Origin of the sequence: Massilia glaciei (assembly GCF_003011895.2) — a bacterium.
Lineage (GTDB): Bacteria > Pseudomonadota > Gammaproteobacteria > Burkholderiales > Burkholderiaceae_D > Telluria_A > Telluria_A glaciei.
In genome coordinates, this window is sequence record NZ_PXWF02000282.1 from 14,858 (window position 1) to 28,934 (window position 14,077).

The following is a 14,077-nucleotide window of genomic DNA, read 5'->3' on the forward strand; positions in this document are numbered from 1 at the left end:
TCGTCACATCTTGGACCCTGATTTCATCAATTAGTTGAAATCGCCTGCCCGAGGCTTGACCGGGCGGCGCGCAGCCGCTATTATCTTGTTCCTCGGAGTGTGGCGCAGTCCGGTAGCGCACCTGGTTTGGGACCAGGGGGTCCAAGGTTCGAATCCTTGTACTCCGACCAGTATTTCCTTATGCAGGCTGACAAAATTCTAGTCAGCCTGTCATATCCCCCTCAGTAGTTTCCGCAATATCCCCCTGATTGTGATTGTTTCGGCTGGCTAAATGGCTCGATCGCGTTGTCGCGCGCGCGCTAAAAACAGCAAAGATCGAAACCGAAGAACAAATACCACATCGTCCTCGCGGAGGCGGGGAGGCATGCCTCCCCCCCATAGAACATTCGCGTTCTATGGGGCCCCGCCTCCGCGAGGACGATGTTGTTTTTTGATATATATGTGTTTTCGTCGCGATTTCTAAGTGCTTACCCCGCGCGCTTGGCCTCCAACGCATTGCCCGCGCGGCTGGACCCCTTGCGGCCCAGATGCGCGCTGATGAACTGCCCCGCGTCGACCACCAGATCGAGATTGATCCCGGTCTCGATCCCGAGCCCGTGCATCAGGTACAGCACGTCCTCGGTCGCCACATTCCCGGTCGCGCCCTTGGCGTACGGGCAGCCGCCCAGCCCCGACACCGACGAATGGAAAATCGACACCCCCACCTCGAGGCTGGCGTAGATGTTGGCCAGCGCCTGCCCGTAGGTGTCGTGGAAGTGCCCCGAAATCGACTCGAGCCTGAACTCGCGCGCCGCGCGCAGCATCACCGCCTGCGTCTGGCGCGCGGTCGCCACGCCGATGGTGTCGGCGATGTCGATCTCGTCGCAGCCCAGGTCGCGCATGCGCCCCACCACGTCGGCCACCGCGTCGAGCGGCACCTCGCCCTGGTACGGGCAGCCGAACGCGCAGCTGATGCTGCCGCGCAGGCGCAGGCGGTTTTGTTTGGCCGCCTTGGCCACGCTCTCGAAGCGCGCGATCGATTCGGCGATCGAGCAGTTGATATTGCGCTGCGAGAAAGCCTCGGAGGCCGAGCCAAAAATCACCACCTCGTCGGCGCGGCTGGCCAGCGCCGCCTCGAAGCCCTGCATGTTCGGCGTCAGCGCCGAGTAGACCGTGCCGGCGCGGCGCGTGATCGCGGCCATCACCTCGGCGCTGGTGGCCATCTGCGGCACCCACTTCGGCGACACGAACGAGGCCGCCTCGATGTTGGCGAAGCCGGCGCGCGAGAGCCGGTCGACCAACTCGGTCTTGACCGCGGCCGACACCGACTCCTTCTCGTTTTGCAGGCCGTCGCGCGGTCCGACTTCGACGATCTTGACCTTGCCCGGCAGGCTCGCTTGCATGTTCATTTTCAGTATCCTCTGGTGGGGTCGACGATGTCGGCCACGGGTTCGCCGTTTTCGAGCGCGCGCAGCTTGCCGGCGATCTGAACGATGCTCGGGCGGCGCAGCGTGAACGCCGAGACGTGCGGGGTGATGGTGATGCGCGGCTCGTCCCAAAACGGGTGCGGCGCCGGCAGCGGCTCGTGGCGGAACACGTCGAGCGTGGCGCCGGCGATGTGGCCCGAGCGGATCAGGGCCAGCAGGTCCGGCTCGGCGACCTGCGCCCCGCGCGCCACGTTGACCAGGTACGCGCCCTGGGGCAGCAGCGACAAGCTGGAGCGGTCGAGCAGATTGGTGGTCTCGGGCGTGAGCGGCAGCATGCAAACGAGCACCCGGGTGCCGCGCAGGAAGTCGTCGAGCGTCTCGAGGCCCGCGAAGCACTCCACGCCGTCGATCTGCTTGGCGCCGCGGCTCCAGCCGCGCAGGGGAAAGCCGAAGTGCGCGAGCGAATCTAGCACGCGCCGTCCCAACACGCCGGTGCCCAGCACGCCGACCCTGAAGTCCTCTTTTTGAAACTGCGGCAACTGGGCCCACACGCCGGCGCGGGCCTGGCGTTGGTATTCGTCGAAGCGGCGGAAGTAGCCCAGCACCGCGTGGGTCACGTATTCGGCCATCTGGATCGCCATGCCGGCGTCGCCCAGACGGATCAGCGGCACCCGCGGCAGGGCGTCGCCGTACTTGAGTATCGCGTCGACGCCGGCGCCGGTCAAAAAAACCGCCTTGACGTGCGCCAGCTGCGGCAGCAGCGCCGGCGGCGGCGACCACAACACCGCGTAGTCGCACGGGGCAATGGCTTCGCCCTCGCGCCACACCACCACCTCGGCCTCGGGCAGCACCTCGGCGAAATCGCGCACCCAGGGATCGGTCAGGCCGTCGGCCCGGTGTAAAAGAATTCGCATGGCTGCCCCTCCGCTGGCCCGGTTTGTTACGCCGCCGCTTTAAAGGCGAGCAGCGGAGCGCCGTCGGCCACCTGGTCGCCCACCTGGTACAAGATCTCTTCGACCAGGCCGTCCGACGGCGCGCCGATGGTGTGCTCCATCTTCATCGCCTCCATGATCACCAGCGGGTCGCCCTTCTTGACCTGCTGGCCTTTGGCGGCGAGCACCGCGACCACCTTGCCCGGCATCGGCGCGGTCAGGCGCCCGCCCGCCGCTTCAAGCTCGCCGGCATGCGCCATCGGGTCGTTGTAATGCAGCTGGAAGTGGCGCCCGCCCGAGAACACATGGAAGATCTCGCCGTCGCGCCGCACTGTGCCGTGCATCGAGGTCGCGCCCAGTTTGATCGACAGCTCCGCGCCTTCGCGCCGGGTCACCGACAGCGCCGCCTCGATGCCGCCGACGGCCAGGTCCCAGCCGCCCGCGTGGTAGGTCACGTCGACCTTGTAGTGCTTCATGTCGCGCGCGGCCGTGTACTCGTCCGAGAACGTGAGCTGGCGCTGGTAGGCGCTGTTGAGGCGCCAGCCGAGCGCATTGCCCCACGGGTCGGAGCGGTTGGCCGAGACCGCGGCCGAGCAGTCTTTTTCGGCTTCGATCAGCGCCACCGCGGCCAGCGCGAGCGCGCCCACCGGCACCGCCTTCGGCTGCGGGAACAGGGTCTCGGCGTCGCGCTCGATCAGGCCCGTGTCGAGGTCGGCCGAGGCGAACGAGCCGCCTTCGACCAGCCGCTTGAGGAAGGCGATGTTGGTGGCCAGGCCGACGATCTGGAATTCGGCCAGCGCCTGCGACATGCGCGCGAGCGCCTGGTTGCGGTCGGCGCCCCAGACGATCAGCTTGGCGATCATCGGGTCGTAGAACGGCGAGATGGCGTCGCCCTCGCGCACGCCCGAGTCGATCCGCACCGCCGCCGGCGCCCCGCCCGGGGTGCCGCCCAGTTCGAACGAGACCGCGCCCGGGGTGTCCATGTGGCGCAGCGTGCCGATCGACGGCAGGAAGCCCTTCTCGGGGTTTTCGGCGTACACGCGCGCCTCGATCGAATGGCCGTGGATCGCCAGTTCGGCCTGGGTTTTTGGCAGCGGCTGGCCGGCCGCCACGCGCAACTGCCATTCGACCAGGTCGGTCCCGGTGATCATCTCGGTGACCGGGTGCTCGACCTGCAGGCGCGTGTTCATCTCCATGAAGTAGAACGAGCCGTCCTGGTTGGCGATGAATTCGACCGTGCCGGCGCCGACGTAGCCGACCGCCTTGGCCGCCGCCACGGCGGCCTCGCCCATCGCGGCGCGGCGCTCGGCCGGCATGCCCGGCGCCGGCGCCTCTTCGAGCACCTTCTGGTGGCGCCGCTGCACCGAGCAGTCGCGCTCGTGCAGGTAGACGCAATTGCCGTGGGTGTCTGCGAACACCTGGATCTCGATGTGGCGCGGACGGGTCAGGTATTTCTCGGCCAGCACCTTGTCGTCGCCGAAGGAGCTGATCGCCTCGCGCTTGCACGAGGCCAGCGCGGCCTTGAAGTCCTCCGACTTTTCGATCACGCGCATGCCCTTGCCGCCGCCGCCGGCGCTGGCCTTGAGCAGCACCGGGTAGCCTATGCGGTCGCCCTGCAGCTGCAAAAAGTCGGGGTCCTGCTCGTCGCCGTGGTAGCCGGGCACCAGCGGCACGTCGGCGCTTTCCATGAGCGTCTTGGCGGCCGATTTGGACCCCATCGCGCGCATGCTCGACGCCGGCGGCCCGATGAACACCAGACCCGCCTCAGAGCAGGCGTCGGCGAAGTCCGCGTTCTCGGACAGGAAGCCATACCCCGGATGGATCGCCTGGGCGCCGGTGGCCAGCGCCACGGCGATGATGGTGTCGCCGCACAGATAGCTCTCTTTGGCCGGCGCGGGGCCGATCAGCACCGCCTCATCGCATACCGCCACGTGCTTCGCCTCGGCGTCGGCCTCCGAATACACGGCGACGGTCTTGATGCCCATGGCGCGCGCGGTGGCGGCGACCCGGCAGGCGATTTCGCCGCGGTTGGCGATGAGGATTTTTTTGAACATGCTGTTTTTTCCAGGGTTGGGATGCCGGTTAATCGGGGTTGCGCGCCGCTGCGGTCAGCCGCCGCACTTTGCCTTGGGTGCCGAGTCGAGCACCGCGCCGCGCGTCACCAGCCCGAGTTTGGCCAGCAGCACGCGGTCGTCCTCGGCTTCCGGATTGTCGGTCGTGAGCAGCTTGTCGCCGTAGAAGATCGAGTTGGCGCCGGCCAGGAAGCACATCGCCTGCACCGCCTCGCCCATCTGGCGCCGCCCCGCCGACAGGCGCACGCGCGCCTCCGGCATGGTGATCCGCGCCACCGCGATGGTGCGCACGAATTCGAACGGGTCGAGCGGGTCGAGCCCGTGCAGCGGCGTGCCTTCGACCTGCACCAGGTGGTTGACCGGCACCGACTCGGGATACGGATTGAGGTTGGCCAGCTGCGCGATCAGGCCTGCGCGCTGCAGGCGCGATTCGCCCATGCCGACGATGCCGCCGCAGCAGACCTTGAGGCCGGCGTTGCGCACGCGCCCGAGGGTGTCGAGGCGGTCCTGGTATTCGCGGGTCGAGATCACATTGCTGTAGAACTCGGGCGCGGTGTCGAGGTTGTGGTTGTAGTAGTCCAGTCCCGCGTTTTTAAGGCGGTCGGCCTGGCCCTCCTCGAGCATGCCGAGGGTGGCGCAGGTCTCGAGGCCGAGCGCCTTGACCTCGCGCACCATCTCCTCGACCTTCTCCATGTCGCGCTCCTTGGGGCTGCGCCACGCGGCGCCCATGCAGAAACGGGTGGCGCCGTTGGCCTTGGCCTGGCGCGCGGCGTCGAGCACGGTGTCGATGCCGAGCAGCTTCTTGGCCTCGACCCCGGTGTCGTAGCGCGCCGCCTGCGGGCAGTAGCCGCAGTCCTCCTCGCAGCCGCCGGTCTTGATCGACAACAGCGTCGCCAATTCCACGTCGCCCGCCGGGAACTGGGCGCGGTGCACCGTCTGGGCCTGGAACATCAGCTCGTTGAAGGGCAGCTCGAACAGCGCCAGCACGTCGGCCAGCGGCCAGGTGGCGGCTTCGGGCAGGCCGATCGGGGCGGCGGGCTTGTGGAATGAGAGTTCAGACATGTGATTCCTTCTACAGAGTTTTCAGTTACGCGCGGACGGCCAGCCAGGCAGACCCGCAAGATCGATAAAACCGGCGACCAGCGCGGGCGTCGGTTGTTCCAGATACGGCACCCGGCCCAGCAGCGGCGCGGGTATGCGCTGCTGCAGCGCTTCGATGTTCTCGTCGGCGAAGCGCATGCCGGGCAGCGCCTCGTTGGCGACCCAGCCGGCCACCACCAGCCCGCGCGCGACGATCGCCTCGACCGTCAGCAGGGCGTGGTTGATGCAGCCGAGGCGCAGGCCCACCACCAGAATCACCGGCAGGTCCAGTTGCGCGGCCAGGTCGGCGGTGTCGAAACTGTCCGACAGCGGCACCCGGAAGCCGCCCACGCCCTCGACCACGACGGCGTCGGAGGCGAGCGCGATCTCGGTGTAGGCGGCCAGAATCGGCACCGCCTCGATGGTCACGCCGTCGAGCGCGGCCGCGATGTGCGGCGCGCACGCCTCGCGCAGCATGTAGGGGGTGGTCAGATGGCGCGGCAGATGCACATTGCCGACGGCGAGAAGGGCGTCGGCGTCCTCGTTGTGCAGTTCGCCGTCGCGCATCTCGGCGCCGGCGGCGACCGGCTTCATGCCGCAGGCGCGCACGCCGTTGGCGACCAACTGGTGCAGGATGGCGGCCGAGACCAGCGTCTTGCCGATGCCGGTGTCGGTGCCCGCCACAAAGCAGCAAAAGCGCGACGGCCAGACCTCGAGCGGGGTGGCCGGCTGCGGCGCCGCCTCGAGCACGGGGGCGTCGGCGCTGGAGGCGGTGGCGACGCTCTCTTCGGGGTCGTTAAGACTCATCCGGCGTCCTTTCCAGTTCGTTGAGCGCGGCCGTCAGCTGCGCGACTTCCTCGTGGGTGTGGGCGGCCGACAGGGTCACGCGCAGGCGCGCCGTGCCGACCGGCACCGTCGGCGGGCGGATCGCCGGCACCCACAGGCCGCGCTCGTGCAGGCGCGCGGCCGCGCGCAGCGCCTCCTCGTTGCTGCCGATGATGATCGGCTGGATCGCCGTCTCGGACGCGCCATGCTGCCAGCGCGTGAGCCGCAATTCGGTCCTGAACTGCGCGATCAGCGCGTTCAGGTGCGCGCGCCGCCCGGCGCCCTCGGCCCCCCCGATGATGTCGAGGCTCGCGAGCAGCGTGTGCGACAGGGCCGGCGGCGCGGCGGTGGTGTAGATGTAGGGGCGCGCGCGCTGGATCAGCAGTTCGATCACGCTCGCGTGGGCCGCCACAAAAGCGCCGCCGACGCCGGCGGCCTTGCCCAGCGTGCCCATATACACCAGGTTGGGCGAGTTCAGGCCGAAGTGCTCGAGCGCGCCGCGCCCGTTCGCGCCGAGCGTGCCGAAGCCGTGCGCGTCGTCGATGACGAGCCAGGCGCCGTGTCGTTCGCACAGCGCCAGCATGGCCGGCAGGTCGGCGATCTCGCCGTCCATGCTGAACACGCTGTCGGTGACCACCAGCTTGGTGCCGGCGCTGCTGGCGCCAAGCTGCGCGGCCAACGCGCCAAGGTCGGCGTGCGGGGTCACCTTGACGCTGGCGCGGGCCAGGCGCGCGCCGTCGATCAGCGAGGCGTGGTTGAGCGACTCGGAGAAAATCTCGGCGTTGGCGTCGGCGCCGAGCGCGGTCAGCATCGCCAGGTTGGCCATGTAGCCGGTGCAAAAATACAGCGCGCGCGGCGACACCAGGTGCCCGCCCACGAACCCGGCGAGGCGCTCCTCGAGCAGCGCGTGGGCGCGGCTGTGGCCGCTGATCAGGTGCGATGCGCCGCTGCCCACGCCGTACATGGACGCGCCTTCGCACAGCGCCGCGACCAGCGCGGGGTGCGCGGCCAGGCCCAGGTAGTCGTTGCTGCAAAACGCGAGCAGGGGACTGCCTTCGACGGCCAGGCGCGGCGCGCAGGCCGTGTCGACCGGGCGCCGGCGGCGCGTCAGGCTTTGCGCGTCGAGACCTGCGAGGGTGGTGTTGATGTTGGCGATCAGGTCCATGTTCAGCTTGAAATGACGGAGTCGAAGACGCGCCGGGTGCGCTCGGCGAGGCCGTCGATCTCCTCGTCCGAGAGCACGTAAGGCGGCATCAGGTAGACGGTCCCGCCGATCGGGCGCAGCAGCAGTTCGTGCTCGAGCGCGGTCGTGAAAAAGCGGCGCGAGAAGGTGGCGGCGCGGGTGGCATCGGGCTCGATCGCGTCGAACGCGAAGATCATGCCGCGCTGGCGGAAATGGCGCACCCGCTCGTGCCGCGCCAAGGGCGCGAGCGCCTGGCGCAAACGCCCGGCGCGCGCCTGGTTGCGGTTGAGGACGTCGTCGTCCCTGAAAATGGCCAGCGTCGCCAGCGCCGCGCGGCAGGCCAGCGGATTGCCGGTGTACGAGTGCGAATGCAAAAAGCCGCGCGTGACGTCGGTGCTGTAGAAGGCCTGGTAGATCTCGTCGCGCGTGAGCACCAGCGACAGCGGCAGGTAGCCGCCGCTGATGCCCTTCGACAGGCACAGGAAGTCGGGCCAGATGTTGGCCTGCTCGCAGGCGAAAAAGGTGCCGGTGCGCCCGCAGCCGACCGCGATCTCGTCGAGGATCAGATGCACCTGGTAGCGGTCGCACAGCGAGCGCACCAGCGCCAGGTAGAGCGGGTCGTGCATCGCCATGCCGGTGGCGCACTGCACCAGCGGCTCGATGATGATCGCGGCGATTTGGTCGGCGCGCTCGGCGAACAGCGCCTCGACGTCGGCAGCTGCGCGGCGCGCCACGTCCTGCGCGGTTTCGCCCTCGCGCGCGCCGCGCGCGTCGGGCGATGCCACCACGCGCGCCGCCCGCAGCAGCGGGCCGTAGGCATCCTTGAACAAGGCGACGTCGGTGACGGCCAGCGCGCCGATGGTCTCGCCGTGGTAGCTGCCCTTGAGGCAGACGAATTCCTGCTTGCCGCCGCGGCCGGCGTTGCGCCACGCGTGGAAGCTCATCTTGAGCGCGATTTCGACGGCCGAGGCGCCGTCGGAGGCGTAGAAAGCGTGGCCGAGCACATTGCCGGTCAAGCTTGATAACTGCTCCGACAGTTCGATCACCGGCTCGTGCGTGAAGCCGGCCAGCATCGCGTGTTCGAGCTTGTCTAGCTGGTCCTTGAGGGCGGCGTTGATGCGCGGGTTGGCGTGGCCGAACAGGTTGACCCACCACGAGCTGATCGCGTCGAGGTAGCGTTTGCCGTCGTGGTCGTACAGCCAGACGCCGCGGCCGTGGCTGACCGGCACCAGCGGGACGCTCTCGTGGTGCTGCATTTGCGTGCACGGATGCCAGACGCTGCGCAGGCTGCGCGCGACCCAGTCGGCGCTTTTGTTGATAGGGTCGGGTGCGTGCGCCATGGTGCTCAGTTCAGCCACGTGGGCTTGCGTTTTTCGAGGAACGAGGCGACGCCCTCGCGCCCCTCCTGCGAGGCGCGGATGTGGGCGATGCGCTCGGCGGTGTCGGCCAGCAGCGCGTCGTTCACCGGCTGGCCGACGATGTCGCGCACCAGCACCTTGGCCTGGGCCACGGCGTTGGGGCTGTTCGAGACCAGCGCCTTGACGATAGCAAGCACCTGCGCGTCGAGCGCGTCGGCGGCGACCACCTCGTGCGCGAAGCCGATGCGGTGCGCCTCGCGCGCGCTGAAGCGTTCGGCCGTCAAAAAGTAGCGCCGCGCCGCGTTCTCGCCCATCGCCTTGATCACATACGGCGAGATGGTCGCCGGGATCAGTCCCAGCTTGACTTCGCTGAGGCAGAAATTGGCCTCCTCGGCGGCGACCGTGATGTCGCACGCGGCGACCAGCCCCATGCCGCCGGCGTAGCAATCGCCCTGCACCTTGGCCACCACCGGCTTGGGGCACAGGTAGATGGTGCGCAGCATATCGGCCAGCATGGCGGCGTCGGCGCTGTTCTCGGCGAACGAGTAGGCCGCCATCTTCTTCATCCAATTGAGGTCGGCGCCGGCGCAAAAGGCCGGGCCGTTGGCGGCCAGCACGATCGCCCGCACCAACTCGTTGCGTCCGAGTTCGTCGAACGCGAGCGCGAGCTCGGCGATCGTGTGCTCGTTGAAGGCGTTGCGCACCTCGGGCCGGTTCAGCGTCAGCGTGGCGACCTTGTCGGCGATCGCGATTGTCAGTGTCTGGTATTGCGTAAATTCCATGAGTCGACTCCTTACATCCTGAAGATGCCGAACTTGGTGTCCGGGATCTCGGCGTTGAACGCGGCCGACAGGCCAAGGCCGAGCACCATGCGGGTGTCGGCCGGGTCGATCACGCCGTCGTCCCACAGGCGCGCGCTCGCGTAATACGGGTGGCCCTGGTGCTCGTACTGCTCCTTGATCGGCTGCTTGAAGGCGGCTTCCTCCTCGGGCGTCCACTGGCCGCCCTTGCCCTCGATGCCGTCGCGCTTGACCGTGGCCAGCACGCTGGCGGCCTGGTCGCCGCCCATGACGGAGATGCGCGCGTTGGGCCACATCCACAAAAAGCGCGGCGAGAACGCGCGCCCGCACATGCCGTAATTGCCTGCGCCGAAGCTGCCGCCGATGATGACCGTGAACTTGGGCACGGCCGCCGTGGCCACCGCGGTGACCATCTTGGCGCCGTTGCGGGCGATGCCCTCGTTCTCGTATTTGCGCCCTACCATGAAGCCGGTGATATTTTGCAGGAACACGAGCGGGATCTTGCGCTGGCAGCACAGTTCGATGAAGTGGGTGCCCTTGAGCGCCGACTCCGAGAACAGGATGCCGTTGTTGGCGATGATGCCGACCTGGACCCCGTAGATGTGGGCGAAGCCGCAGATCAGGGTGGTGCCGTAGCGCGCCTTGAACTCGTCGAACTCGCTGCCGTCGAAAACGCGCGCGATCACCTCGCGCACGTCGAACGGCTTGCGGGTGTCGACCGGGATCACGCCGTACAGCTCCGACGGCGCGTATTTGGGCTCGCTGGACTCGCGCAGCGCCATCTGGCGCGGCTTGACGCGGTTCAGGTTCGACACGATGGTGCGCGCCAGCGACAGCGCGTGCAGGTCGTCCTGCGCCAGGTGGTCGACCACGCCCGAGAGGCGGGTGTGGACGTCGCCGCCGCCGAGGTCCTCGGCCGTGACCACCTCGCCGGTGGCCGCCTTGACCAGCGGCGGGCCGCCCAGGAAGATCGTGCCCTGCTCCTTGACGATGATCGACTCGTCGCTCATGGCCGGCACGTAGGCGCCGCCGGCGGTGCACGAGCCCATCACGACGGCGATCTGCGGGATGCCCTTGCTTGATAAATTGGCCTGGTTGTAGAAGATGCGGCCGAAATGGTCGCGGTCGGGGAAGACGTCGTCCTGGTTCGGCAGGTTGGCGCCGCCCGAGTCGACCAGGTAGATGCAGGGCAGCTGGTTCTGGTCGGCGATCTCCTGGGCGCGCAGGTGTTTTTTGACCGTCATCGGGTAGTAGGTGCCGCCCTTGACGGTGGCGTCGTTACAGACGATCACGCACTCCTGGCCCGAGACGCGGCCGATGCCGGTGATGATGCCGGCGCTCGGCGCGGCGCCGTCGTACATGTCGTAGGCGGCCAGTTGCGACAATTCGAGGAACGGCGTGCCCGGGTCGAGCAGCATCTGCACGCGGTCGCGCGGCAGCAGCTTGCCGCGCGCGACATGCTTGGCGCTGGCCGCGGCGCCGCCGCCGGCGGCGATCGCCGACACTTTGGCGCGCAGGTCGTCGACCACGGCTTGCATGGCCGCCGCGTTGGCCTTGAAGTCTTCGCTGCGCGTGTTCAGTTTGCTGTCGATATGAGGCATTGCTGTCCTTTGTCTTGTCGCGTGGTCCGCCGGGGCTTCGCCAGGGCGATGATTTTTTTATTCGGGAAAACTGCCTTCCAGATACAGCCAGCGCGCCCGCGCGCCCTCCCCCTCGCGCACGAAAAGGCTGAGTTCGTGCAGGCGGTGGGCGCGGCCGTTGATCTTGTAGCGGGCGACGAATTCGACGCTGTCGCGCCCCGGCGAATCCGGCAAATTTACTTTACGTTGACGTAAACGTAAAGCAGATTCTACCTCAAGTCCCAGCCACTTGACAGCTTCGGCCCGGTCGATGATGGGCGGCGGCGGACAGGTGCTGGGGTGCCATGTGGCGCGCAGGTAGTCCTCGTCGCCCAGGGTGTAGGCGGTGTAGCGCGAGCGCATCAGCAGTTGCGCCGTGGGCGCGATGGCGGCGCCCGACAAGAAGGGGCCGCAGCAGGTGGCGAAGGCGGCGCCGCCGCAAGGACAGGCGGCGGGCTTGGACGGAGAAGGCATGGTCGAGGGCGCGCTGGTAGAAGGGGGCAATTATCCGCCATATCCGCCCGGCATGGGGGACGCGCGCCGATTATCGGAGCGGCGCCGCCATCAATTTTGCCTGCACCGCGCTTTGATCGGGCGGGTTGGCGAACAGCGCGTCCACGGCCATGCCCTCCTTTTCCAGTAGATACGCGACTTCGAGGTGGAAACCCCGGTACAAACCGCTCTTGGAAACGGCCATCTTTTCGCTGCCAGCCTTGAACAGCCGGAGGTTTTCGTCGAAATCGAAGTCCCCGCCCTTGCCGATGTAGTCGGCGTAGCCTTCAAGCAACCATTGTGGGTAACGCAGCGTGACCAGGCGTCCATATTGGCGGCCGACATCGATGTGGGTCGCCTCGTGCGCGATGTAATACGAAAGCGTGCGCTGCGCGGCGTCGGCGATCGGCCCCGGACCCGGCGAATGGATGCGGTTGCCGGCGATATCGGCGGCGCGGATATAGATGTTGCGCGTGTTCCAAGTGTCCGCGGCGCCGCCAAGGCGGGCGCTGAAATGTTGGCCGTAAATCCACAAACGCCAGTTGGCGTTGCAAATGAACAGCCGGATTGGGGTTTCGGGCGCGTGGAACGCCGAGCCGCGCAGGCGCCGGGTGGCGTCATCGAGCACCTGCGCGATCTGCGGCGGGATCGGCTGGTCCGACCAGACCTCATAGTTCTGGTGGCGCACATGGTGGGCGAACAAGGGCTGCGGCCACGAAAGCACCGCGATATACGCGGCGACAAGGCATGCGAAGACGATGGCCAAACTGCGCAGCGGGCGAACGGATTTGATTGACATTGCGGGTGGTCCTGGCCGGGGCAAGATGCCAGATCCGGGATGTTTCTGGTCAGGAGGTAATATATTGTGAATATATTAAGAAGTGCTTAAGCGGGGTCCGCCGGGGGAGCCGTCTGGCGGGCCGAGCTGGCCTGACAGGCCGCGGGGCGATCACTCAAGGTGAGTCGGCATTATGCTTTCAAAAGCGCCTGCCGGTTCACGCCGCCGAGGATCCGCTCGAGCATGCGCGGCATCGAGGAGTGCAGGCCCTTGTCGGCCTCCGGGTCGGCGCTGGTGCCGCCGACGAGCACGACGATGCCGTTCTTTTTCGCCAGGTCGGCCACGAACACCGAATACAGGCCGTAGGCCTCGCCAAGATGGCCGACGCCGCCAAAGCCGCCGCCTTCGACCAGTTGCGGGCCGCCCGCCGCCTCGGGGAAGTGCTGGTTGCCCAGTCCCCAGGCGCGGAACAGTCCGTTCAGGTTGTCGCCGTTCTTGCCGTCATAGGTCCATTGGCGCTCGAACATCGACGCCAGCGTCGCCGGGCGCAGCAGCTGCACGCCCTCGTGGCGCCCGCCGTTCATCAGCATCAGCATGACCTTGCCCATGTCGGGCGCCGAGATGCGCAGCCCGCCCGTCGGGCTGAACGGCGTGGCATTGTTGCCGGGCGCGTAGGCGGCCAGGTCCTGCGGCGCCGCCGGGGCCCCGTTCGGGTAGTCGTCGACCTGGGCGATCCAGGGGCCGGCGCCGTCCCAGACCTCGGTGTCGGTCGTGCGTTTGCGGTACAGGGTGGCCAGGTCGGCCAGCTCGGCCGGCGTCATGGCGGACGCGTTGAAGCCGCCGCGCAAACCCATCGGCCCCAGCAGCAGGCGCCGCATCAGCAGGTCGAAGCGCTCGCCCGTGACACGCTCCATGATGGTGCCGATCACCCCCCAGGCCAGGTTGGAATAGGTGAAAAAGGCGCCCGGGGCCGCGTTGCTGGCCCACATCTTGCCGTCGCCGTAGAGCGGGGCGCCGGGCACGAGCAGGTTGCGCAGGGCTTGGTCGGCCTTGAACGAATAGCCGGCGTCGTCGCGCAGCGAGGATGTGTGGCTGAGCAAAAGGCGCAGGCTGATGGGCCGCTCGGGATAGTGCGGGTTGCGCAGGGCAAAGCCGAGGTACTCGCCGGCGTCGGCGTCGAGCGTGAGCTTGCCTTGTTCCACCAGCCGCATCAGGGCCAGGGTGGTCATCATTTTGGAGATCGAGGCGATCCGGTACATGGTGCGCGCGGTGGCGCGCGCCCCGCCGCCGCCGTCGGCGGCGACCGTGCGATGGCCGAACTGCGCGGTGTAGGCGACGCGCCCCTGCCGGATCGCGAGCACCGACAGGCTGGTCAGGGTGCAGGCGGGATTGGCGGCGATGGCCGCCAGCTCGGCGTCGAGGCCGCGTTTCCAGTTGGCGGCGCGCAGCGGCGCACCGAACACATGTTGCATCCCGCCCAGCAAAGCCATGCCCAACACCGTACGCCTGCCTTGTCTCATTATTTCCATCCA

The 14,077-nt window shown here is 67.8% G+C and carries 12 protein-coding genes and 1 tRNA gene; 1 reads left to right on the forward strand and 12 read right to left on the reverse strand.

Annotated features, from left to right (window positions below; genetic code table 11):
* Positions 1-93 precede the first annotated feature (93 nt).
* Positions 94-170 (forward strand) — tRNA-Pro (locus tag C7C56_RS21300).
* Positions 171-467: 297 nt separating this feature from the next.
* Here the strand turns inward: C7C56_RS21300 and C7C56_RS21305 are convergent.
* The 12 genes from C7C56_RS21305 to C7C56_RS21360 all read right to left on the reverse strand — a co-directional run.
* Complete coding sequence (locus C7C56_RS21305) at positions 468-1,388, reverse strand: hydroxymethylglutaryl-CoA lyase (RefSeq protein WP_106759359.1); 921 nt, start codon at positions 1,386-1,388, stop codon at positions 468-470.
* Between the two features lie 2 nt (positions 1,389-1,390).
* Positions 1,391-2,320, reverse strand: a complete 930-nt coding sequence (locus C7C56_RS21310; RefSeq protein ID WP_106759360.1) for a 2-hydroxyacid dehydrogenase — start codon at positions 2,318-2,320, stop codon at positions 1,391-1,393.
* 26 nt (positions 2,321-2,346) lie between these two features.
* The gene (locus C7C56_RS21315) at positions 2,347-4,392 is read right to left on the reverse strand and encodes an acetyl/propionyl/methylcrotonyl-CoA carboxylase subunit alpha (RefSeq protein WP_106759361.1); all 2,046 of its coding nucleotides are present in this window, start codon (positions 4,390-4,392) and stop codon (positions 2,347-2,349) included.
* Positions 4,393-4,446: 54 nt separating this feature from the next.
* Positions 4,447-5,472 (reverse strand): biotin synthase BioB, encoded by a 1,026-nt coding sequence (bioB, locus tag C7C56_RS21320; RefSeq protein ID WP_106759362.1) that lies wholly within the window; start codon positions 5,470-5,472, stop codon positions 4,447-4,449.
* A gap of 21 nt (positions 5,473-5,493) precedes the next feature.
* A complete protein-coding gene (gene bioD, locus C7C56_RS21325; RefSeq protein ID WP_106759363.1) occupies positions 5,494-6,297 on the reverse strand; it encodes a dethiobiotin synthase in 804 nt (267 codons plus the stop codon).
* On the reverse strand, positions 6,287-7,480 hold the full coding sequence (bioF, locus tag C7C56_RS21330) for an 8-amino-7-oxononanoate synthase (RefSeq protein WP_106759364.1): 1,194 nt from the start codon (positions 7,478-7,480) through the stop codon (positions 6,287-6,289). Before bioF ends, bioD begins: the two co-directional genes overlap by 11 nt.
* Positions 7,481-7,482: 2 nt before the next feature.
* Positions 7,483-8,838 (reverse strand): adenosylmethionine--8-amino-7-oxononanoate transaminase, encoded by a 1,356-nt coding sequence (gene bioA / locus C7C56_RS21335; RefSeq protein WP_106759365.1) that lies wholly within the window; start codon positions 8,836-8,838, stop codon positions 7,483-7,485.
* Positions 8,839-8,843: 5 nt separating this feature from the next.
* Positions 8,844-9,638 (reverse strand): enoyl-CoA hydratase/isomerase family protein, encoded by a 795-nt coding sequence (locus C7C56_RS21340; RefSeq protein ID WP_106759366.1) that lies wholly within the window; start codon positions 9,636-9,638, stop codon positions 8,844-8,846.
* Positions 9,639-9,649: 11 nt separating this feature from the next.
* Positions 9,650-11,257 carry a carboxyl transferase domain-containing protein gene (locus tag C7C56_RS21345; protein WP_106759367.1) on the reverse strand — a complete coding sequence of 536 codons (1,608 nt, stop codon included), beginning with the start codon at positions 11,255-11,257 and terminating at the stop codon, positions 9,650-9,652.
* 57 nt (positions 11,258-11,314) lie between these two features.
* A complete protein-coding gene (locus C7C56_RS21350) occupies positions 11,315-11,749 on the reverse strand; it encodes a YchJ family protein (RefSeq protein ID WP_106759368.1) in 435 nt (144 codons plus the stop codon).
* A gap of 70 nt (positions 11,750-11,819) precedes the next feature.
* Positions 11,820-12,566, reverse strand: a complete 747-nt coding sequence (locus C7C56_RS21355) for a hypothetical protein (protein ID WP_146204591.1) — start codon at positions 12,564-12,566, stop codon at positions 11,820-11,822.
* Positions 12,567-12,736: 170 nt separating this feature from the next.
* The coding region (locus tag C7C56_RS21360) for a serine hydrolase domain-containing protein (protein WP_229458911.1) at positions 12,737-14,077 on the reverse strand (1,341 nt) is incomplete at its 5' end.

Excerpts from the sequence above, each read along its gene's own strand:
- C7C56_RS21305 (WP_106759359.1), bottom strand. The coding sequence starts at position 1,388 with ATGAACATGCAAGCGAGCCTGCCGGGCAAGGTCAAGATCGTCGAAGTC.
- C7C56_RS21310 (WP_106759360.1), bottom strand. The coding sequence starts at position 2,320 with ATGCGAATTCTTTTACACCGGGCCGACGGCCTGACCGATCCCTGGGTG.
- C7C56_RS21315 (WP_106759361.1), bottom strand. The coding sequence starts at position 4,392 with ATGTTCAAAAAAATCCTCATCGCCAACCGCGGCGAAATCGCCTGCCGG.
- bioB (WP_106759362.1), bottom strand. The coding sequence starts at position 5,472 with ATGTCTGAACTCTCATTCCACAAGCCCGCCGCCCCGATCGGCCTGCCC.
- bioD (WP_106759363.1), bottom strand. The coding sequence starts at position 6,297 with ATGAGTCTTAACGACCCCGAAGAGAGCGTCGCCACCGCCTCCAGCGCC.
- bioF (WP_106759364.1), bottom strand. The coding sequence starts at position 7,480 with ATGGACCTGATCGCCAACATCAACACCACCCTCGCAGGTCTCGACGCG.
- bioA (WP_106759365.1), bottom strand. The coding sequence starts at position 8,838 with ATGGCGCACGCACCCGACCCTATCAACAAAAGCGCCGACTGGGTCGCG.
- C7C56_RS21340 (WP_106759366.1), bottom strand. The coding sequence starts at position 9,638 with ATGGAATTTACGCAATACCAGACACTGACAATCGCGATCGCCGACAAG.
- C7C56_RS21345 (WP_106759367.1), bottom strand. The coding sequence starts at position 11,257 with ATGCCTCATATCGACAGCAAACTGAACACGCGCAGCGAAGACTTCAAG.
- C7C56_RS21350 (WP_106759368.1), bottom strand. The coding sequence starts at position 11,749 with ATGCCTTCTCCGTCCAAGCCCGCCGCCTGTCCTTGCGGCGGCGCCGCC.
- C7C56_RS21355 (WP_146204591.1), bottom strand. The coding sequence starts at position 12,566 with ATGTCAATCAAATCCGTTCGCCCGCTGCGCAGTTTGGCCATCGTCTTC.